Below are 19,573 nucleotides of genomic sequence, written 5' to 3'. Positions count from 1 at the left end.
CGGTCCGTTTGAAGTCGCGGCGGGATGTGACTCCCGCCGCGTCAGCTTGAAAAACTCAGAGATCAATAGATCTTGGAGAACTTCTCGATGTTGGACTTGTCGAACTGGAAGGGCGGAGCCATCGCGGCCGAGTTGGTGTCGTCGAGCGTGACCTTGCCGACACGGCCGATCGACAGCGTCGCACCCGGCTTGGCTTCTTCCTTCTTCACCGCCAGGTCATGGGCGAGATAGACGGCGGAATAGCCGAGGTCGATCGGGTTCCACAGCGCAACCGCCTGGCTGGCGCCGTTGTCGATGAACTTCTTGAACTCCGACGGCAGCGCCAGGCCGGTGACGTTGACCTTGCCGATCAGGTTCTCGTCGGTGACGACCTGGGCGGCGGCAACGACGCCTACTGTGGTCGGCGCGATGATCGCCTTCAGGTTCGGGTAGGACTTCAAGAGGCCCTTGGCCTCGTCGGTGCTCTTGGCCGAGTCGTCATCGCCATAGACGGTGGCGACCAGCTTGATCTTGGGGAACTTCTCCGGCAGCACCTTCTTGGCCGCTTCGATCCAGGAGTTCTGGTTGGTCGCGGTCGAGGAGGCCGACAGGATGGCGACGTCGCCGCCTTCCGGCAGATAGTCGGCGGCGAGCTTGATGATGGTCTCGCCGATCAGGCCGGTGTCGGACGGGTTGAGGTGAAGCTGGCGGCCTTCCTTGGCGACGCCCGAATCCCAGGAGATGACGGTGATGCCGCGCTCCATGGCCTTCTTCAGCACCGGCACCAGGGCGTCGGCGTCATTGGCGGAAATCGCGATGGCGTTGACCTTCTGCGCGATCAGCGAATTGACAACTTCGATCTGCGCCTCGGCGGTCGCCTTGGTCGGGCCGGTGTAGATGATGTCGACGTCGCCGAGTTCCTTGGCGGCCTCTTCGGCGCCCTTGTTGGCGGCATCGAAGAAGCCGTTGCCGAGCGACTTGACCACCAGCGCAATCTTGACGTTTTCCGCGTAGGCGGCATTCACGAACATGGCGGCCGAGAAGGCCGCCGTCACCATCAATTTCTTCAAGAAGCTCATCTGATATCCTCCCTTGAGCGTTGCATTCCATCGCCGCTGCGGGCGTGAGTTGGTCTCAGGCCTGCAGTGAAGATTCTTCCTTTGTCGACTTGCGGGCGACGATCAGCGTCACCCCCGCGGTTTCCAGCATCTTGGCTTCGCGGTCCTCGATGCCGTCGTCGGTGATGACGGTGGCGATGCGCGAAAGACCGCACAGGATCAGGCTGGAGCGTTTGCGGAATTTCGAGGAATCGACCAGCACCACCAGTTCGTCGGCCTGGTCGATCAGCTTCTGCTCCGCCTGGATCAGCAGCGGATCGCCTTCCATCAGGCCGAGAGGCCCCAACCCTTGAGCACCCATGAACATGCGGCGCGCGTAGAAATTGCGCGTCACGTCATTGTCGAAGGGCGACAGGATGATGTTCTGCTCGCGGTAGATCGTGCCGCCCGACAGCATCACCGTGTTCTTGGAGTGCTTGAGCAAGTGCTCGGCGATCGGGAACGAATTGGTGAAGATCGGCATGCGGCGGCCGGTCAGGAAATGCACCATCTGGAAGGTGGTGGTGCCGCCATTGATGATGATCGGCTCGCCGTCCTTGCACAGTTCCACGGCCTCGCGGGCGATGGCCCGCTTCTGCGCGGCGTTGAGCGTTTCGTTGACGGAGAAGGGCCGGCCGGCCAGCCCGATGAACTGCGGCGGCGAGATCGCCTCGGCGCCGCCGCGCACACGGCGCAGGCGTTTCTGCACATGGAGAGCCGCGATATCGCGCCGGATCGTCGCCTCGGACGACTCCGTCAGGTCGACCATTTCCTGCACCGTCACCACAGGTTTTTCCTGGACGGCGGACAGAATGATCCTGTGGCGCTCTTTTTCGTGCATGGTTCCTCCCTGCCTGGCCATCTAGGCACCCAAAACGAGCAGTGTCAATCATTTCCGATCATATAATTTCATTGTGCAGTGCAATATGATCGATCTTGATCGTTTGTGATTGACAAGTTTGTGTCTTGCGTAGACATTCCCGACAAAATGGACCGCGTTTTTTTGCGTCCCCAGGGAGGATTACCTATGCTCGACAAGCGCTCCGGCTCGCGCCTCGCCAATCTGTGGGATGATGCGAAGGCCAAGGGGATGAACGATCCCGAGCTTCTGGTCTATCGCTCGAACACGCTCGGCTCCGACAAGCGCGTCACCAACTATGGCGGCGGCAACACCTCTTCGAAGATATGGCAGAAGGATCCGCTCACCGGCCAGGATGTGGAAGTGCTGTGGGTCAAGGGATCGGGCGGCGACAGCGCTTCGATCAAGCTTGATGGCTTCGCCACCCTCTACATGGACAAGCTGCAGGCGCTGAAGGGGCTTTATCGCGGCGTCGAGCACGAGGACGAGATGGTGGGTTATCTTCCCCACTGCACCTTCAACCTCAATCCGCGCGCGGCCTCTATCGACACGCCGCTGCACGCCTACGTACCGAAGCCCTTTGTCGACCACATGCATCCCGATGCCATCATCGCCATTGCCGCAGCGAAGGATTCCAGGGCGCTGACCAAGGAAATCTTCGGCGACGCCATCGGCTGGCTGCCATGGAAGCGTCCCGGCTTCGAACTTGGCCTGTGGCTGGAAAAATTCTGTGTCGAGAACCCTGAAGCCAAGGGCGTCATCCTCGAAAGCCACGGCCTGTTCACCTGGGGCGATACGCCCAAGGCGTGCTACGAGACGACGATATCGGTAATCAACCAGGCGATCGAATGGTTCGAGCGCCGCTCCGAGGGTGTGGCGATCTTCGGCGGCGAAGTGGTCAAGTCGCTCGACGCTTCGGCTCGTCGCGACATCGCTGCGAAACTGATGCCGAAAATCCGTGGCCTGATCTCGGAAAAGAGCCACAAGATTGGCCATTTCGACGATTCGGCCGCCGTGCTCGAATTCGTCAACTCGAAGAATTTGCGCCCGCTGGCTGCACTCGGCACCTCATGCCCGGATCATTTCCTGCGCACCAAGATCCGCCCGCTGGTGATCGAATTCGATCCGGCAAAGCCTGATGTCGATGCCGTCATCGCGCGCCTCGCCGACGACATTGCCGAATATCGCGTCGGCTACCAGGCTTATTACGACAGTTGCAAGCATCCGGATTCACCCGCCATTCGCGATCCCAACGCCGTGGTCTACCTGATGCCCGGCGTAGGCATGTTCACCTTCGCCGGCGACAAGGCGACGGCGCGCATCTCGGGCGAGTTCTACGTCAACGCCATCAACGTCATGCGCGGCGCCTCCACCGTCTCTTCCTATGTCGGCCTGCCCGCGCAGGAGGCTTTCGACATCGAGTACTGGCTGCTGGAGGACCTGAAGCTGCAGCGCATGCCGAAGCCGAAGTCGCTCGCCGGCCAGATCGCGCTGGTCACCGGCGGCGCCGGCGGCATCGGCCGCGCCACGGCCAACCGGCTGCTGCGCGAAGGCGCCTGCGTGGTGCTGGCAGATATCGACGAGGCGGCGCTCGCGGGCGCCAATGAGGAACTGGCCAAGACCTATGGCAAGGATTTCGTCCGCCCGGTGCTGATCAACGTCACTTCGGAAGACCAGGTCGTCGCCGGCTTTGCCGAGACGGCGGTCGAGTTCGGCGGCATCGACATCCTGGTGTCCAACGCAGGGCTAGCCTCCTCGGCGCCGATCGAGGAGACGACGCTGGCGCTGTGGAACAAGAACATGGACATATTGTCGACCGGCTATTTCCTGGTCTCGCGGGAAGCATTCCGGCTGTTCCGGGTACAGAAGATCGGCGGCAATATCGTCTTCGTCGCTTCCAAGAACGGCCTTGCCGCATCGCCCAACGCCTCTGCCTATTGCACCGCCAAGGCCGCCGAGATCCATCTCGCCCGCTGCCTGGCGCTGGAAGGCGCGGAAGCCCAGATCAGGGTCAATGTCGTCAACCCGGACGCCGTGCTGCGCGGCTCGAAGATCTGGACAGGCGAGTGGAAGGAACAGCGCGCCGCCGCCTACAAGATGTCGACCGACGATCTGGAAGAGCACTACCGCTCGCGTTCGATGCTGAAGCGCTCCGTCTTCCCGGAAGACATCGCCGAGGCGATCTATTTCCTGGCCTCCGACATGTCGGCCAAATCGACGGGTAACATCATCAACGTCGACGCCGGCAACGCGCAGAGCTTTACGCGCTGAGCTTCCTTCTCCCCGTTCTACGGGGAGAAGGTGCCCGAAGGGCGGATGAGGGGCGGCGCCAGCCGTGCGAGTACTGGGAGGAACAGCAGTGTCCGAATTGATCATCTCGGCCGACGTCGTCGAAAAAAATAATGCCGCGCGCAAGGCCGACCTCGAGCGTGACTACGCCTCGCTCGGCGAGCGCCTCGACCGCCGCGGCATCGCCATCGATGCCATCAGGGACAAGGTCGAGAAATTCGCGGTCGCGATCCCCTCCTGGGGTGTCGGCACTGGCGGCACCCGCTTTGCCCGCTTTCCCGGTGCCGGCGAGCCCCGTGACATCTTCGACAAGATCGAGGACTGCGCCGTCATCAGCCAACTGACGCAGGCGACTCCGACCGTCTCACTGCACATTCCGTGGGACAAGGCCGACCCGAACCGGCTGAAGCAGGCGGCCTCCCGCTTCGGTCTCGGTTTCGATGCCATGAATTCCAACACCTTCTCGGACGCGAAGGACCAGAAATTCTCCTACAAATTTGGCTCGCTGTCGCATGCCGATGCCGGCGCTCGCCGGCAAGCCGTCGAGCACAATCTCGAATGCATCGAGATCGGCAAGGCGCTTGGGTCCAAGGCGCTGACGGTGTGGATCGGCGATGGCTCCAACTTCCCCGGCCAGGTCAATTTCGCCAAGGCCTTCGAGCGTTATCTCGATGCCATGCGGGAGGTTTATGCCGGCCTGCCGGCCGACTGGAAGCTGTTCACCGAACACAAGATGTACGAGCCGGCCTTCTATTCCACGGTCGTCCAGGACTGGGGCACCAACTACATCATCGCCAAGGAGTTGGGCGACAAGGCCTTCTGCCTCGTCGACCTCGGCCATCACGCGCCCAACGTCAACATCGAGATGATCGTGTCGCGGCTGATCCAGTTCAAGAAACTCGGCGGCTTCCACTTCAACGATTCGAAATATGGCGACGACGACCTCGACGCCGGCTCGATCGATCCCTACCGGCTTTTCCTGGTCTTCAACGAGCTGGTCGATGCCGAGCTATCCGGCGCCGAGGGCTTTGATCCCGCGCATATGCTCGACCAGAGCCACAACGTCACCGATCCGATCGAAAGCCTGATGCTGTCGGCGGTCGAGGTGCAGCGTGCCTATGCGCAGGCGCTGCTGGTCGACCGCAAGGCGCTCGAAGGCTTCCAGGAGGCCAACGACGCGCTGATGGCGACGCAGACGCTGAAGGCTGCTTATCGCACCGATGTCGAGCCGATCCTGGCCATGGCGCGGCTGAAGACCGGTGGCGCCATCGATCCGGTCGCCGCCTATCGGGCGGCGGGCTACCGCGCCAAGGTCGCGGCCGAACGGCCTGCAGTCGCAGGTGGTTCCGGCGGTATCGTCTGAGGTCGAGCCACTCCCCCTCATCCGGCCGCTTCGCGGCCAACTTCTCCCCGAGGGGAGAAGAGGTCAGCGCCGGTGCAAGCTCCTCTCCCCTTGGGGAGAGGTCGGATTGCCCGAATTGCCCTTGCAATTCGACTTGGCAATCCGGGTGAGGGGGTCTCTCACGCGCTTATTCAATTGTTATTGGACTAACGCCCCCCGAAGGTCTTTCCTAGGCGTCCCGCTTAGGAGTCCCGCCATGCACCTCACCCGCCGGACGCTCATTGCCGTCAGCCTTTCGATCACCTTCGCCTTCATACCATCCGCCGCCGTCTTCGCCGCCTCGCCGGCACCCGCCAAGGGCCAGAACGGCATGGTCGTCACCGCCCAGCATCTGGCTTCCGAAGTCGGCGTGGAGGTTCTGAAAAAGGGTGGCAATGCCGTCGATGCGGCTGTCGCCGTCGGCTATGCCTTGGCCGTCGTCTATCCCAATGCCGGCAATATCGGCGGCGGCGGCTTCATGACCATCCGCTTCAAGGACGGCAAATCGACCTTCCTCGATTTCCGCGAGCGGGCGCCGCTTGCCGCGACCAAGACCATGTATCTCGACAAGGACGGCAAGCCGGTGAAGGGCGCCAGCCTCGACGGCTATCTCGCGGTCGGCGTGCCGGGTTCCGTGGCCGGTTTCGAGATGGCGCGCGAGAAATACGGCACCTTGTCCAGGCAGGACCTGATGGCGCCGGCGATCGCCTATGCCAAGGACGGGTTCATCCTCAATCAGGGCGATGCGGCTTCATTCGCCGGCAGCGCCGACAGGCTGGCGAAGGACCCGGCGGCCGCCGCCATCTTCCTCAAACCCGAGGGCAAGCCCTATGGCATCGGCGAGAAGCTGGTTCAGCCCGACCTTGCCGCCTCACTCTCGGCCATTTCCGAGAGAGGTCCCGATGCCTTCTACAAAGGCGCCATCGCCGACGCCATCGTCAAGGCGAGCGGTGCCAAGGGCGGTATCCTGGCCAAGGGTGATTTCGAGCAATATGCGGTGCGCGAGCTGAAGCCCGTCACCTGCTCCTATCGCGGCTACGAGATCATCTCTTCGCCGCCGCCGAGCTCGGGCGGCGTCATCATCTGCGAAATCCTCAACGTGCTGGAAGGCTATCCGCTGTCCTATCTCGGTGCCGGCTCGGCCGAGACGGTCCATGTCATGGTCGAAGCCATGCGACATGCCTATGTCGACCGCAATTCCGCCCTTGGCGACCCGGAGTTCGTCGACAATCCGGTCTCCAAGCTGCTCGACAAGAACTATGCCAAGGACATCCGCGACAGGATCGATCCGTTCCGGGCCGGCGTGTCGCAGGATTTGATGCCGAAGGGCTTCGGCGAATCGAAGGAGACCACCCATTATTCGATCATCGACAAGGACGGCAACGCGGTCGCCGTCACCTACACGCTGAACGGCTCGTTCGGCGCCGGCGTCGTCGCCGACGGCACCGGCATCCTGCTCAACAACGAGATGGACGACTTCACCCAGAAGCCCGGCGTGCCCAACCTCTATGGCCTGGTCCAGGGCGAAGCCAACGCCATCCAGCCGAAGAAGACGCCGCTGTCCTCGATGAGCCCGACCGTCGTGGCCAAGGACGGCAAGCCGTTCATGGTCATCGGCAGCCCGGGCGGCTCGCGCATCATCACCATCACGCTGGAGGCGATCGTCAATGTGATCGACCACGGCATGAACATCCAGGAGGCGATCGACGCGCCGCGCATCCATCACCAATGGCTGCCCGACACGGTCTATGTCGAGCCGTTCGGGCTTTCGCCCGATACCGAAAGGCTGCTCGCCGGTATGGGCTATCACCTCGATCTCGCTCACCAGAGCTGGGGCCAGGCGGCGGGCATTCTCGTCGGCGGCAAGAGCCTGGCGGAAATCGAGAAGGGCGGCGGCGCGCGCTACAATGGCGCCATCGACAGCCGCGCGGCGTCGGGCGAAGCGCTTGGATATTGACAGGCCGCAAGCCTGTTCCTTGCCGGACGAGGCCGGATTCCACCCTTCGGGAGCGGCCTCCGCGTCATGGCCCGGCAGGAGCCGTCAGGTCACCAGCGTGATGGTCGATGCAATCAGCATCAAGGCGGCAATGCCGACGAACAGCGCATAGATGCGTGGCCGGTCGAGCAAAAGCGCATTTCCCGATATCCAGGCCGACGTGGCGCCGCCCAGAGCGAAGAGGAAGCCGTTGCGATGGCCGAAAGTCATCGACGCGGCCATCAGCCCGCCGATAATCAGGGCGCCGAACACGATGATCACGGCGACCGCGTATTTCTCGAAGTCGTTGTTGCCGATCCCTGGTCCGATCGCGTTCAAATTCGGCAGGTCGTCCGGATCGAAGGGGTTCGCCGACCCGTATTCGTCTTGACCCATGGATTCTCGCATCACTTGATCTCCGCTGACCGGCAACAAACCATCAACGCCTGCCGAGCGCAACCCGATCGCGCTGTGGCGGATGCGCCCGGCACCGCTCTGGGCCCCTCTCGGGGATGGTTTTGCGGAGCTGTTGCCCGATCGCGTCACCTACCTTCTCGGGTTTGTCGCCTCCGATCCTGCCGGTGACGGTCAACCGCTCGGTACAGGCGGCTTTCGCGCTGCGGCAACCGAATACCGCCCTGGCTGAACACCTGTCTCGGTAAGAACCACCTCGCGCCATCATTGCTGTAAAGGAGGGGCGCTCAGTCGACGATAGGGGATGCCATCGAATCTTGCCGTCACAAAATCGGCGACGGACATCTTGCGCTTGCGTCCGTCGCTGCAGGCGTAAACCGGCCAACCGGCATCGCTGCATTCGCTGGCTGCGCAAATACGCGCCAGGCAGTTACCGATAGTCAACCGGAAGCCGCCCTTGCCGGCGAAGCCTTGCAACAAGCTGCCGTCCGCCGAGCGCCATGTCCGCGCCCGGAATTCCGCCCGCAAAAGCAATGGTTCGAGAGGGATCGCAAGGCTGGTTTCGCCGGCGCGCCCTGCGAACTGCAGACGGAAGCGCGCCATTGCAGTCGCGTACGCGGTCACAAGATCCGATTCGCGAAAATAGGCGATCGGCAGGTTGGAGCGATCAAACAGATGAGACATGCGTTCGCTTGCCTCTACCGGCATCAGCAAGGCAACAAAGACAAGAAAGGCGAAGCAAGCTCGCGACATTTTACAGCAGCCATATTGGTCTCGGCCTGCCGGTTTGGCCCCGGTTGCCCCCCAGCAACATCCCGCCAATCGTCGTCCTGCGCAAGCCGCTTGCCGAGGCAGTCCATGAGGCGGCCGAGTGTGCAATTCGCAAAGGCCGCCGCGTTAAAGCGATTGGAGGCGAAGACGGTGACCCGCATCGACGAATTTGCGCGGGCGATGGCGATGTACAGTCGGCGTTCGCGGCAAAGAAGAACAGCTACCGCAGCCAGGGTTCCTTAGCCGAGGCGAGCCGGTGGCAGTTCGAACAGATTGGCGCCGTTCTCCTGGCCCCGCTCGACATAGCCGATGATGCCGAACCATCTGGCGACGTCAGGCCCCTGCAGCCAGCTGCGCGAATGGATCGGAAGGTTGCCGGCCAGCGCCTGGATATGCCTGATATGCCGCTTGCAGAAGCGCACCGTCGAGGCGCGGAAGAAATCCTCCTGCGCGGCAAACAGCGTATCGGCGGCATCGCTGTTCTCGTGCCAGGCAATGATCGCCACGGCCTTGTCGCCCTCAACGAGCGCATGCGCCCGGCCTTCCTTCAAATTCATCATCAGATTGTCGTAGGCGATCTTGCTGTCCTTGCCGGCCGCCACGTACTCGTCCGACATCCGCTTGGACAGGCCATGGAAGACATCCTCGAGATCCCCGAGCGTAGCCGCGCGTGCTCTCATCTCACCTCCTGCAGCCCCGGCAGGGAGTTTGCCCTAGGGATGGTGGGGCGCCAAGCAAATTGAATCCCCCAGGAGCCCGGTGAGAGCAAAGTCGTTCCGTCCATCGATATCCGTGAGTACCCCCCACCGCGCCGAGAAGTGAGCCTGGCCCGATAAATTCCGAGATCCGAGGTTAGAAAACGCTCGGATCAGCAGATTCGCCGCGGTTTTCGTGTGGTGCCGGCGAGTTTCCCGAGCTCACGCCCACAAGTGGCGTCAACTTGGCGGGATGCGTTGGCCCGGCTGCTTCGGCGGCCGGGCCTGTTGTTCCGCGGACCGTGCTGTCACCTATTATGGGACTGCTGGAAGCCGGCCACGTCGTACTGAGATACGCTCTTCGGATTCTTCGAGTTTTGCGGCTGGGTGCCGGCGTAATGTGTTCCGGCATTTCCATCCGGGTTGAAAGCTGAGCCCGGGGCAGAGCTGGCGTGGCCGGGGGTCGCACTTCCTGTTTGAGCAGTTCCGATTTCTTGGCTGGGCTGACCTGTCGTGCCCGTCACCGTGTGAACATTGGTGGCCAAAGCCATGCTGGTGGAACCTATGAACAAGCCTGCCACCATCGGAATGAGGAGATGTCTCATGATCGTTCTCCCAAAAGCATTTGATTTTGGGCGCTCGGGGTCTTGTGAGCGCCCGGCGAACTAAAGTTAGAACGCTCTTCGGACCATCATTCATCCCGACTGTCGCAAACTGTGATCTGTTTGTTTCACCGTGACACGCTTTTGGCGGCTTCGGTCTCCAGGTCCTTTAAGGCATCAGGGAACAAGAGCCTGTGGATCCCAGTTAACTGGATATGCCAGCCAAGATCAAAGAACCACAGCCGAAGCCCGGCCCGCAGCCACCGGTCCGTCGGCCAGACAAAGCTCCGTCGGAGCTTGAGCATGTCGATCCACCACCGCGAGACGTGCGGGAGGCGCCGGCACCAAATCCCAATGGCGACAAGAAAGCCTAAGCGCCGACCCGCGAACGCGCCTGCAACAGGCGCATGCCACACGAGAACGATCAGGTGGTCGCTCTATATAAGAACGTGATTTTCTTTTAAAAAGATGGTGCCCAGAGGCGGAATCCAAGTAAATGAAATCGGCCATTGCTTTCAAACGGTTGTGGTTCGCACAGCCATGGCACCTACCAACAGAAGTACCAACAAAATATTTCTGTGGATTGGTTGGGTTCCCAGACTTCGCACTGCGCGCTAAGACGCCGGCAATACCTGCACCTTATCTCGTAAGCCGATAGTGGTTGCTACTGGGGGTAGCCCAGTTCGTCCCCTCGATGACATCCCATGATGGGGGGGTCGAGTCGGGAGAGGGCTACCGCCAATACAGCGCTGTTGTAGAAATCGTCTGCTAATCGTACGTTCGCGGTGTGTCTATGCGGTTTAAATCGGATGGGAGAAGCGCGTGATCTGGCAGGACGAATGACTGGCGTATGTCGAAGCAACGCGTCCTAATCCACCGCCACGTTGGTTCGAAACTGTGACCCTGCATGATTGAACACGTCTCGGAGGACCGTATTTAAGGATAGACGTGTTCTCAGGGAAAGCGGCTGAGTGCCATCGCTTCGACACGTTTCATCCAAGCGTCCTTGCAGTCGGAATAGGCGTGGCTGTCTTCGGGATGCATCACCGGGCATCGACGTCGAATGCATCCTGCCTTGACCGCATGAAACTTTCCGCCTAGCTCATGGTGCCATGAACGTCGCAATGGTTTTCATCGTGGTGGTAAGGGAGCGCATGGGCAGGATGGTGTAACCATCCGGCGAAAGCACCCATGCGCGGTAAGCAGGCTCCTGACGGGGCCTTTTTTTATGCCCGAAATCGGGCCGCCTCGTCAGACCCTCACTTTTTATCCCATCACAAGGTGAAAGAGATCATGGCGAGCGACAACCCCACTCGGAGTCCGGACACCGACATATCAGCGAAAACGGTCATCACCGAACCCGCTACTCCACCCCGGCTAATTACTCTCATCTTGCTTTCGGCTCTTGCCGTGTTGCCGGTGAACATGATTTTGCCGTCGCTGCCGAACATTGCCGCAACGTTCCGAGCCGATTTCGCATTGGTCAATCTGTCGGTCGCCGGCTTTGCGATCATCACCGCCGTCATAGAGGCCATCGGCGGCGCACTGTCGGACCGATTTGGGCGCAGGCCGGTCGTCTTGATATCTCTCTCGATCTTTGTCGCGGCGTCCACCGGCTGCGCTCTGGCTCCCAATATCGGCACTTTCCTCCTGTTTCGCGCGATGCAGGCGTGCATCGGCCCCTGCTATTCCGTCGCTCTGGTCATCATCAAGGAGACATCGGATGAACGCGAAGCCGCCAGCAAATTCGGTTACCTCGCCATGGGATGGGCGCTCGCGCCCATGGTCGGTCCTTTGTTTGGCGGGTCGCTGGACGAACTGTTCGGATGTCGGTCAAGCTTCGTTGTCTTCGCGATCCTCGGTGCGGCCGCCTTTGCCCTATCCATGCGCGAGATCAGAAGAATTCCATTGCCTAGATCGAACAGGAACTATCTTGCCTCCTATCGGGTGCCTCCTATCGGGTGCCTCCTATCGGGTGCCTCCTATCGGCTGCTCCTGCGTTCAGCACGGTTTTGGGCCTACACACTGTGCATGGCGTCCTCAATGGGGGTGTTTTATGTGTTCCTGGGAGGCGCACCATTGGTCGTCGGTGACGCGCTCGGTGGATCAAGCGCGAAGCTCGGCCTCTACATGGGATTGGTTCCCACCGGCTTCATCCTCGGCAGCTATTTGGCCGGGCGTTACGCCTCGAAGAACGCACTGGGCACTACACTTGTTTTCGCGCGTCTACTGACTTGCGCCGGTCTGTTGGCCGGTCAGGTCCTATCGACATTTAGCATCACTCACGTTCTGGCCTTCTTCGGCCCCTGCGTCTTCATCGGCGTCGGCAACGGATTGACCATGCCTGCCGCCAACAGCGGCGCCTTGTCGGTACGGCCGGATCTGGTTGGCACCGCTGCGGGACTGGCCGCCGCAATGAGGATCGGCGGCGGAGCACTCATAGCCTCCATCGCCGGTCTGTTCCTTGCGGATTCGATCCGCGCGCTTTTCATCATGATGCTGATATCGGCAGCACTTGCATTGTTGGCGGCGCTGTACGCCGCCTTTCTCGATCGGCGCGCTTCAGAGCCTGGTTCTTAGCGGACGACCGCTTCCCATCCTTCCAAGACGTTCGCACGGAACCAATGAGCTTGCACAAGAGGTCGAGGAGGTGACTGCCCTCGGTTTTCCCTTAGCCTCGAATCTGACCTTGTTGAACCAACCGCCGCTGGCGGTCGACGGAAGGCATCGTTAGGGTTTGGCCAGACTCACTTTCTTTCCAATATGATCGCGCCACAACCCGAGCCGCTTTATTCGATATTCAACAAGTTCCGGTGAGGTCCCGAAGAAGGACGCGATCTCAGGGGCACTTTTGCCACCCGAGACCATACGCTTGATCGGGTCTCGTGGAAGCAAAGTTGCCGATGCCAAGAAATACGCGTCGTGCTCTTCAGCGCTATCATATGTTCGACCGAAGCAGCCAGCAATCTTAGCTATCTTGGTCAGCTTGTGCCCGGCAAGAATATGCCAATATTCCTCAAGGAGCGTCACTCTTTGTCTCTCAACGGTATGGTAGTCGTTTAAAAAGACAACCCACCTATCCTGATCGGAATTTAAGGGAACGCTCATAGCGGACCACTCGCCTCGCGACGGTCCAGCAAGTGTGTTCTTTGCCTTTCCAGTAATACAGGAGGTATCCCGCAATCGCTCTACCATAACAGAATCAACAACCAAATAGAATGGATCTAGCGGGTCGCTTTTCTTCAATCCTAAATCTTTTCGGAAATCTTCGGCCGTCTGCTCCAGCTCTTCCTTTGACATGGCGATAACTTCAGCATCTATCGGCGCGCTGCTCGGTTCTGATATGTCACCCTTACTATAGTGCTGACGAAGACACACGGCAGCGTCCAGCAGGGTTTGCACAGTCTTGGAGGACGCGTTTTTGCCAGCGCGGAAGTGAACGAATGCCACCCGATCAAAGCCAAGCTCGTGTTCATCGGCATCGGGGCCGAGCCACTCGAGCAGCCTAATTTTGGAATTGTTGTCGGGCGACCCGTCGCCCCGCTCGATGCGGGCCAGCGTGGAGAAGCTGATTCCCACAATCCCCGATAATGCCCTTATACTAAGACCTTCGCGTTCCCGCTTCTCGCGGACCGCCCCGACGAGCTTTTCTTCGAATTCGTTCATGTTCACCATTGTGCGATCAGCACACCTTGACACGCTTCGCTTCAGAATGCATCCTGTGCTGGTGACACAGACTCGCACATCGGCAAGCAAAATGAAAGTGTTGTTGACCGACGATGCGCGGGCTGAGTTGCATCGGATTGGCGTCGGTTTGGACGCGCGCCGGCCCGTGCGGGTGAAGGACGGGGGCATCGTTATCCTCGACCCACAGCCCACATCACCCACTGTCCAGGAGAAAAGTGATGAGCAACAGCAAGGAGCGGGAGGACCCGCAGCCCGATCATGGCAAAGGTCCACCCGGCGGCAAAGGTCGTCCGGTAGATCACGGGCGCCCCGTGCCGGATCACGGATCGTCGGCCTCGCCGGCAACTACGCCGGGCAGCTAGAGAATGTGCAACGGGCATACCCCGGCGCAACTCTCCTCCCCGATGACCATGGAGTATGGCTTCTCGCTCGCAGCCAAGTGATAGATGGCTTATCGCGAGAAGCCATATTCCTTATTGCCCTACCAGAAACGCCAGCGGTCGAGCCGCGTGGATGGGCGTTCTGGCAGCAAGATGGGCAGGTCGAATGGATCGGCCCGCGACATACCAATTTCCCTGACGGCTCGGTGTGCGCTTATCACCCCATGCTCGATAAAGCTTGGTCGCCAGGCAGTGATTTGTGCACGTTGCTGGACCTTTATAGCGTATGGGCGCTTCGCCAGCTTCATTTGGTGGTGTTTGATCGGTGGCCGGGACGCCAGTATGCGATGCTGGATGAACTGGGCCAAGCTGATCCCTATTATCGGCTAACCCAGTTTAAGGAGGCCGAGCTTTGCAACTGCGGATCAAATCGGCGCTATGGCGAATGCTGCCGGCCGCATGATCTGAAGCTACCCTTCCCGTCGATTCTGCACGCCTTCAAAAGCCGTAATCTCGGTCTCGGCATCTTTGATCGAGCGCCTCCCGCCGAAATTGCAGTGTTGATTGCCGAAGGAGGACAGAATCCCCCACCCCCCATGCTTGGGGTTCACTCTACTCTGCGGGCTCATATCGTGGACGTAAGGGGGAATCCTTAGCCCTACATCCCGTAAGAGATGCTCGATCGGGTCAGAGGGAAAAGCATTCCACTTCTGACGAAATCCCCGATGCCAGGTGCCGACGACTTCCGAGCCGTCGAACCATGTCGAGAAGTTCAGCTTCGGAAAATGCAGCACGCGGGCCGCCCACCATATTTTCTCAATATCGTGGTCGCCTGGACCCTTTGCCCATGGGGTCCAGCCCTTGCATAGCCGTTGCGCCAATTCGCTGTTTCGCATCTTCAATCCCACGGAATGATGGATAAAATAGCGGGGTATATCCGTCGTAATAGGGAAGTCTACGAACTGCCGGCAGGTGGAATTTACCAGATTTGTTCATCACTCTTGCAACAAATTCAACTTTAGGAGATGCTAACTCGGCCTTGGGAGGGCTGGGGGATGAGAATAAAAGCATTTGTGGCACTTGGTGCCACGGCAGCGCTGGGCGGCTGCCAAACAAGCAATCAAGCCGACTACATGCAAATAGGCTACGGGCCTAGTTTCTACGTCGCCCACGCTCAATGCGAAATGCATAAGGGGTCGGTTGACCAAGGCTATATTGCTATCGGGTCCCCGGGCTTTGTTGCGGGGGCCGGAATCGGGAATGCCCTCGGCAACTTGGCTGCCGAAGATCACTATATGAAGAACTGCCTCATCCTAAGCGGGTGGAAGCGTGCCCCGCATGGCCAGGGTGCCACGGCAGCTCCAGCCGTTGCTGGTGGCGCGCCACCGACACCCTATGGGATCCAGCGTGCACCTGGCAGCTGGATCAATACGGCGCTGCTGGACTGGTCAGACGCGAATAACAAGTGCGTCGCCGGCGACAAGCCCGCGTGTGGGACTCGAGCGAAGCTTGGTGCGCAACTGAGAGCCGCCGGCATAAACCCGGCGCCGGTCTAGGGGCCATGCAGTGGAACCTGGCGATCTGCCTTGGCATCGTTCTGGCATTGAGCGGCTGCGCAGCGGATTATCTCAATCACTATGACAGCGTGACGCTCTCTGCCGGCGACGCCAATCGCGCCAATAGCCTTGCCCAGATAGTCGACCCGTTCAACCCGAACAGTCAGAACACGCATATCGAGGGCGACGGCCAGCGAACAGCTGGAGTCATCCAGGCCTTTCGCGGAATCCCGCTGACACCGCCAGGCCAAGGTGCGCGCCAAGGTGGCGGCGGGGACTCTGGCAATCATCCATGCGATCTGCGCAATGGGGTTGACAGCCTAGGCCGGGCTTGTGGTGAACGTGCCGCCGAAGCGAAACCGGGCGGCCGCACCGGACATGAGGCGAACTAGCAATGCTGCGTAGAATGCGATCGCCTCGCCGGAGGCCACTTGGCATGGTGCAAAGGCGCCTGATCTTGGTGACGGTGGTCGCGGCTGGCGCTCTGGCTGCGCAAACGGCCATGCAACACAGCGACCACATGCCCGAGCTCCATCTGCCGAATTGGACCAGCGCGGGCCTGGCGACGATTGCCGGCGTGGCATCCGTCATCGACGGCGACACGATCGAAATCCACGGACAGCGCATCCGCTTCAACGGCATCGACGCGCCGGAGAGCCAGCAGCTTTGTAAAAATGCGAGCGGGGCCGACTATCCCTGCGGCCGGCAATCGGCACAGGCGCTTGACACCTTCCTGGCCGCGTCTAAGCCAGTGCAATGCACATTCGTGACCTGGGATCGTTATCACCGCTTTGTCGGCGACTGCCAGCGTGCCGATGGCGCCAGCGTGGCCGCCTGGATGGTCGAACACGGCCAGGCGATCGACTGGCCCCGCTACAGCCATGGTGCCTATGCAGCGCAGCAGGGGAAGGCGGAAGCGGCGAAGGTCGGGCTGTGGGTCGGAAAGTTCCAAGCGCCGTGGGAATGGCGCGCCGGGCATGGAGATAATGCCCAATCGGCGGTGAGCCAACCAGTCGGCATCATCAGCCGTCAACAGGTAGCCCAAAGCTACTCATGCCAGCCGCGGCGGAAATGCTCGCAAATCAGCTCGTGCGACGAGGCTCAATGGTATCTCAGTAATTGTCCGTGGGGCGGCAAGCTCGACCGGGATGGCGACGGGCAGGCGTGCGAAACCTTATGCTAGGAATGGCGACGATGACAGCGAGACTAATTGGACTGGCTTTGGCTTTGTGCCTGCCCTTTCAGATGGTTGCGCTTGCGGCGGGAGAACCGACTGTGGTCTCCTGCAAGTTTGAGCACCTGCCTCCGATGCTGCTAACGTTCCGTGGCGGGATGGGAGCTAACGACAATACCCTGCAAGTCGGACAAAACCCGCCCGTTCCGTTAAGCGTCGGATCAAGTTTGATGGTTGCCGAAATAGGGGTACAGGAGCTGACGTTTTCCCTTCGAATGCCCACCTCTGTTTCGATAGCCGCGCCTGGGAATGACGTCATCACATATTACGGAGACTGCATTAGCTCCCTACAACCGCGAGGATAACCGGTGCGGCTGCTTCTAAGGGCTGATGGAGCCGAGCGGCGCAACTGGCTGGATTTATTCTCGGCTCCGTTCGACCCTTCCGTTGAGGTGCTTAGTCAGGACGGGCAAGAGCATCTTGTTTTGAACGTGGCCCGGTTGGGCGCTAGTTCCACGCCCCGAGAAGCCTATGACGCTGGTAAGTTGGCCGTCAGGGAAATGAATGCGATCGTGGCCCGAATTGTTGGCAAATCAAATGTGACGTTGACCGGAACGGTTCGCTTATTCGGGGACCGATTATTGGTAGATTTCATCATGGAGACCGAGACAGCGCATTTTAGATTTGGCGCCGGGGCGGCCAGGTTTCAGATCCTTGACCAGCATGGTGAGCCGATCGTCGAGGAAGCGGCACCATCGATCGCGCAAGAGAGATACAAAGCCGCTGCCGCCCAACCTATTCTTGCTGAAGCGTTGGCCTATTCAGCCGGAGCCCCTGACTGGTTTGATCTCTACAAAGCGTGCGAGTGTCTCCTGGCCGCAGGCGTCAAACTCGATAGCGGGATGAAGGAGGTCAAACAGACCGCTAACGCCTTTCGCCATAGAGTCAACGGCAGTTCCCGGTTGCCCCCAAATCCGCCAAGCCTCCTCGACGCCGTGAGACGAACGAGACCCTGCATAAACCGGGAGTTGGACCGCTAGGGAAGACCTGTCAGCGTATGACGACAGCGCCCCTTAGACGATTGACCTATGGACGCCGCCGTCGACGCGCAAAGCAGCGCCACTTGTCGCCGAAGCCTGCTCCGAGCAGACATAGACGACCAAACCACGCCGAGCTTACCGCCAACCAACTGCCCATCCAGGAAGGGTCGCCATCAACCCCCATCTGACCCATGCGCCGAAAATGGTAGATCGATGGCGAATATGCCGGATCGCCACTACGCAGACTGTTTAGTGTCTGCGCAGCCGCGACCGTGATCTCAATAGTGATATCGCCTCGCTCGCCAGGACGAACGCCAACCCTGAACGACGGTTCTCCATCGACGATGTCGAAGCGAATGCCTTGAACTGCACCCTTGGAAAGTTCGACACCATCCATGTAGCGTTCGACAAATGACACATTCAGCTCAGCCGGCAAAACGGCCCGCCTCGTGCGGGCCGTTTTGATACTCGGCTGGCTGGCCATCGATTTGCCTTGGCTCAGGGGCCTGCCTTGCAAGGAGGCAAAGCCGACGCCGCGGGACAAAAAACCAATCCTGTCCCCGCAACCAATTCTGTCAAAAACCAATAACCGTCCCCGGTCTAACCGGTGCGATTTTTTCGTTTAGGGGCCAGGAACGTCTCGGGTGGTGACGTGCTCCCTGGTTTGTCCCACGTTTAGGAGTTAGCCCTGTTCACGTTGTGATCCCTTCACGGATCGTTGACAATCAAAAGGCCTTCGCCGATCTCCATTTTCTCAATCCCCTTCGCTCGGAGCCGTATCGCCCGCTTCAACGCTTCGAGGTAGTTCAAATGCTGCAATTTGATGGAAACTGGCGCTTCGACAGTCCCGGCCCGATTGAGCCGACGGTCAACCATGCGTTTCGCGATCTGATTGACCGCATTTGCAGCCAAGGCGATCGCCGCACGATTTTGGAGCGCTTCAAGTCTCGCTTTGCCGGTGCGGGTGGTGCGCCCTACTACCCCAGCAGCAGCGTGAGCTGGGCTTCCGACGATCTCGACAAACTCATGAATGTGGCGAGCGAAAATGCTCCGCTATTCATTGAGGCCTTCTGCGACGGCTGCAGCGACATCGCCAATCAGTGGTCCCACATAACCCTACTGGACGTCGCGCGCCTCAACCGTATTCTTGCCGACGCGGGCGCCGGCTATCAGATTGATCCTCCGGCTTTGCGCGCGACCCGAGCCCATGTTCCGATCGCCGTTCCTGAGCAGCTGCCCTCTGTCGATGCGCAAGCATCGACGCTGATCTCTGTAGCGCTCGACGCGTCCGAGCGGGCTCTGTCGCAGGGAAACGGACGACAGGCCGTTCAGGAGGTTCTGTGGTTGCTGGAGACCATCGCCACCGCTTTCCGCGGACTTGATGTCCCGGACGGAAGCATCCAAGGGCGCTACTTCAATAAGATCATCGGTGAGCTCCGTGCACGCGGCCGAGGCCATCAAGGCAGATCTTGCAATGGATGATGACACTGCACGGCTACCTGTCTTCTCCGACTGGTGGCGGCGTGCGGCATGGCACCGATCTGAAGGAGGGTCTCGCACTGGGCATCGACGAAGCTCGCCTATACTGCAATCTCATCCGCAGCTATCTGACATTCCTGATAGCCGAGCATGACCGTGTCAGCCGGCGAACGGCGTGATAGTTCGGAACGGATA

17 protein-coding genes and 1 pseudogene are annotated in these 19,573 nt (G+C 60.2%); 10 read left to right on the top strand and 8 right to left on the bottom strand.

What is annotated here, in order from left to right:
• Positions 1 to 62 precede the first annotated feature (62 nt).
• Both rhaS and EN850_RS21290 read right to left on the bottom strand, forming a co-directional pair.
• Entirely contained in the window at positions 63 to 1,058 is a 996-nt protein-coding gene (rhaS, locus tag EN850_RS21295) for a rhamnose ABC transporter substrate-binding protein (RefSeq protein ID WP_135861998.1), read from the bottom strand.
• Between the two features lie 55 nt (positions 1,059 to 1,113).
• Positions 1,114 to 1,917, bottom strand: coding sequence for a DeoR/GlpR family DNA-binding transcription regulator (locus EN850_RS21290; RefSeq protein WP_027145694.1), 804 nt, complete (start codon positions 1,915 to 1,917; stop codon positions 1,114 to 1,116).
• 186 nt (positions 1,918 to 2,103) lie between these two features.
• Between EN850_RS21290 and EN850_RS21285 the strand changes: the two genes are divergently transcribed.
• The 3 genes from EN850_RS21285 (at position 2,104) to ggt (ending at position 7,562) form a co-directional block, all read left to right on the top strand.
• Positions 2,104 to 4,206 (top strand): bifunctional rhamnulose-1-phosphate aldolase/short-chain dehydrogenase, encoded by a 2,103-nt coding sequence (locus tag EN850_RS21285; protein ID WP_136092193.1) that lies wholly within the window; start codon positions 2,104 to 2,106, stop codon positions 4,204 to 4,206.
• 88 nt (positions 4,207 to 4,294) lie between these two features.
• The gene (rhaI, locus tag EN850_RS21280) at positions 4,295 to 5,587 is read left to right on the top strand and encodes an L-rhamnose catabolism isomerase (RefSeq protein WP_136092192.1); all 1,293 of its coding nucleotides are present in this window, start codon (positions 4,295 to 4,297) and stop codon (positions 5,585 to 5,587) included.
• Positions 5,588 to 5,822: 235 nt separating this feature from the next.
• Positions 5,823 to 7,562 (top strand): gamma-glutamyltransferase, encoded by a 1,740-nt coding sequence (ggt, locus tag EN850_RS21275; RefSeq protein WP_135881118.1) that lies wholly within the window; start codon positions 5,823 to 5,825, stop codon positions 7,560 to 7,562.
• 84 nt (positions 7,563 to 7,646) lie between these two features.
• On the opposite strand, the gene EN850_RS37870 is transcribed toward ggt, so the two are convergent.
• The 4 genes from EN850_RS37870 to EN850_RS21255 all read right to left on the bottom strand — a co-directional run bounded on the left by EN850_RS37870 (position 7,647) and on the right by EN850_RS21255 (position 10,065).
• The gene (locus EN850_RS37870; RefSeq protein ID WP_031240466.1) at positions 7,647 to 7,898 is read right to left on the bottom strand and encodes a hypothetical protein; all 252 of its coding nucleotides are present in this window, start codon (positions 7,896 to 7,898) and stop codon (positions 7,647 to 7,649) included.
• A gap of 360 nt (positions 7,899 to 8,258) precedes the next feature.
• Entirely contained in the window at positions 8,259 to 8,747 is a 489-nt protein-coding gene (locus tag EN850_RS21265; RefSeq protein WP_246689258.1) for a hypothetical protein, read from the bottom strand.
• A 257-nt stretch (positions 8,748 to 9,004) separates the two neighbouring features.
• Complete coding sequence (locus EN850_RS21260; RefSeq protein WP_127870805.1) at positions 9,005 to 9,445, bottom strand: hypothetical protein; 441 nt, start codon at positions 9,443 to 9,445, stop codon at positions 9,005 to 9,007.
• 323 nt (positions 9,446 to 9,768) lie between these two features.
• Positions 9,769 to 10,065 carry an adenylate cyclase gene (locus tag EN850_RS21255; RefSeq protein ID WP_210212440.1) on the bottom strand — a complete coding sequence of 99 codons (297 nt, stop codon included), beginning with the start codon at positions 10,063 to 10,065 and terminating at the stop codon, positions 9,769 to 9,771.
• A gap of 1,290 nt (positions 10,066 to 11,355) precedes the next feature.
• Between EN850_RS21255 and EN850_RS21250 the strand changes: the two genes are divergently transcribed.
• Positions 11,356 to 12,642, top strand: coding sequence for an MFS transporter (locus EN850_RS21250; protein WP_127311540.1), 1,287 nt, complete (start codon positions 11,356 to 11,358; stop codon positions 12,640 to 12,642).
• Positions 12,643 to 12,792: 150 nt separating this feature from the next.
• On the opposite strand, the gene EN850_RS21245 is transcribed toward EN850_RS21250, so the two are convergent.
• Entirely contained in the window at positions 12,793 to 13,728 is a 936-nt protein-coding gene (locus tag EN850_RS21245; protein WP_167531545.1) for an XRE family transcriptional regulator, read from the bottom strand.
• Between EN850_RS21245 and EN850_RS36415 the strand changes: the two genes are divergently transcribed.
• The 4 genes from EN850_RS36415 to EN850_RS21220 all read left to right on the top strand — a co-directional run bounded on the left by EN850_RS36415 (position 13,727) and on the right by EN850_RS21220 (position 17,899).
• Entirely contained in the window at positions 13,727 to 14,785 is a 1,059-nt protein-coding gene (locus tag EN850_RS36415; protein WP_127310336.1) for an SEC-C domain-containing protein, read from the top strand. The genes EN850_RS21245 and EN850_RS36415 overlap by 2 nt on opposite strands.
• A 905-nt stretch (positions 14,786 to 15,690) precedes the next feature.
• Positions 15,691 to 16,077 (top strand): hypothetical protein, encoded by a 387-nt coding sequence (locus tag EN850_RS21235; RefSeq protein WP_127310335.1) that lies wholly within the window; start codon positions 15,691 to 15,693, stop codon positions 16,075 to 16,077.
• A gap of 110 nt (positions 16,078 to 16,187) precedes the next feature.
• On the top strand, positions 16,188 to 16,868 hold the full coding sequence (locus tag EN850_RS21230) for a thermonuclease family protein (RefSeq protein ID WP_245511859.1): 681 nt from the start codon (positions 16,188 to 16,190) through the stop codon (positions 16,866 to 16,868).
• A 359-nt stretch (positions 16,869 to 17,227) separates the two neighbouring features.
• Positions 17,228 to 17,899 carry a hypothetical protein gene (locus tag EN850_RS21220; protein WP_127310332.1) on the top strand — a complete coding sequence of 224 codons (672 nt, stop codon included), beginning with the start codon at positions 17,228 to 17,230 and terminating at the stop codon, positions 17,897 to 17,899.
• 33 nt (positions 17,900 to 17,932) lie between these two features.
• Here EN850_RS21220 and EN850_RS37220 read toward each other — a convergent pair.
• Positions 17,933 to 18,022 (bottom strand): annotated as a pseudogene (locus tag EN850_RS37220) (oxidoreductase); the annotation flags it as partial.
• A gap of 687 nt (positions 18,023 to 18,709) precedes the next feature.
• Here EN850_RS37220 and EN850_RS21210 point away from each other — a divergent pair.
• Both EN850_RS21210 and EN850_RS37215 read left to right on the top strand, forming a co-directional pair.
• Complete coding sequence (locus tag EN850_RS21210) at positions 18,710 to 19,381, top strand: hypothetical protein (RefSeq protein ID WP_245478274.1); 672 nt, start codon at positions 18,710 to 18,712, stop codon at positions 19,379 to 19,381.
• Positions 19,378 to 19,557: a hypothetical protein gene (locus tag EN850_RS37215; protein WP_245478273.1), complete on the top strand. Its 180-nt coding sequence runs from the start codon at positions 19,378 to 19,380 to the stop codon at positions 19,555 to 19,557. The genes EN850_RS21210 and EN850_RS37215 overlap by 4 nt, the downstream gene beginning before the upstream one ends.
• Positions 19,558 to 19,573 lie beyond the last annotated feature (16 nt).

Source organism: Mesorhizobium sp. M8A.F.Ca.ET.207.01.1.1, assembly GCF_004794715.1.
Classification (GTDB): domain Bacteria; phylum Pseudomonadota; class Alphaproteobacteria; order Rhizobiales; family Rhizobiaceae; genus Mesorhizobium.
Note: the sequence above shows the minus strand (reverse complement) of the source record. Positions and strands in the feature narration are given on the sequence as shown.

Bases quoted from the DNA above. Each gene is read 5' to 3' on its own strand.
- rhaS (WP_135861998.1), bottom strand. From the start codon at position 1,058: ATGAGCTTCTTGAAGAAATTGATGGTGACGGCGGCCTTCTCGGCCGCC.
- EN850_RS21290 (WP_027145694.1), bottom strand. From the start codon at position 1,917: ATGCACGAAAAAGAGCGCCACAGGATCATTCTGTCCGCCGTCCAGGAA.
- EN850_RS21285 (WP_136092193.1), top strand. From the start codon at position 2,104: ATGCTCGACAAGCGCTCCGGCTCGCGCCTCGCCAATCTGTGGGATGAT.
- ggt (WP_135881118.1), top strand. From the start codon at position 5,823: ATGCACCTCACCCGCCGGACGCTCATTGCCGTCAGCCTTTCGATCACC.
- EN850_RS21265 (WP_246689258.1), bottom strand. From the start codon at position 8,747: ATGTCGCGAGCTTGCTTCGCCTTTCTTGTCTTTGTTGCCTTGCTGATG.
- EN850_RS21260 (WP_127870805.1), bottom strand. From the start codon at position 9,445: ATGAGAGCACGCGCGGCTACGCTCGGGGATCTCGAGGATGTCTTCCAT.
- EN850_RS21255 (WP_210212440.1), bottom strand. From the start codon at position 10,065: ATGAGACATCTCCTCATTCCGATGGTGGCAGGCTTGTTCATAGGTTCC.
- EN850_RS21250 (WP_127311540.1), top strand. From the start codon at position 11,356: ATGGCGAGCGACAACCCCACTCGGAGTCCGGACACCGACATATCAGCG.
- EN850_RS36415 (WP_127310336.1), top strand. From the start codon at position 13,727: ATGTTCACCATTGTGCGATCAGCACACCTTGACACGCTTCGCTTCAGA.
- EN850_RS21245 (WP_167531545.1), bottom strand. From the start codon at position 13,728: ATGAACGAATTCGAAGAAAAGCTCGTCGGGGCGGTCCGCGAGAAGCGG.
- EN850_RS21235 (WP_127310335.1), top strand. From the start codon at position 15,691: ATGCAGTGGAACCTGGCGATCTGCCTTGGCATCGTTCTGGCATTGAGC.
- EN850_RS21230 (WP_245511859.1), top strand. From the start codon at position 16,188: ATGCAACACAGCGACCACATGCCCGAGCTCCATCTGCCGAATTGGACC.
- EN850_RS21210 (WP_245478274.1), top strand. From the start codon at position 18,710: ATGCTGCAATTTGATGGAAACTGGCGCTTCGACAGTCCCGGCCCGATT.
- EN850_RS37215 (WP_245478273.1), top strand. From the start codon at position 19,378: ATGATGACACTGCACGGCTACCTGTCTTCTCCGACTGGTGGCGGCGTG.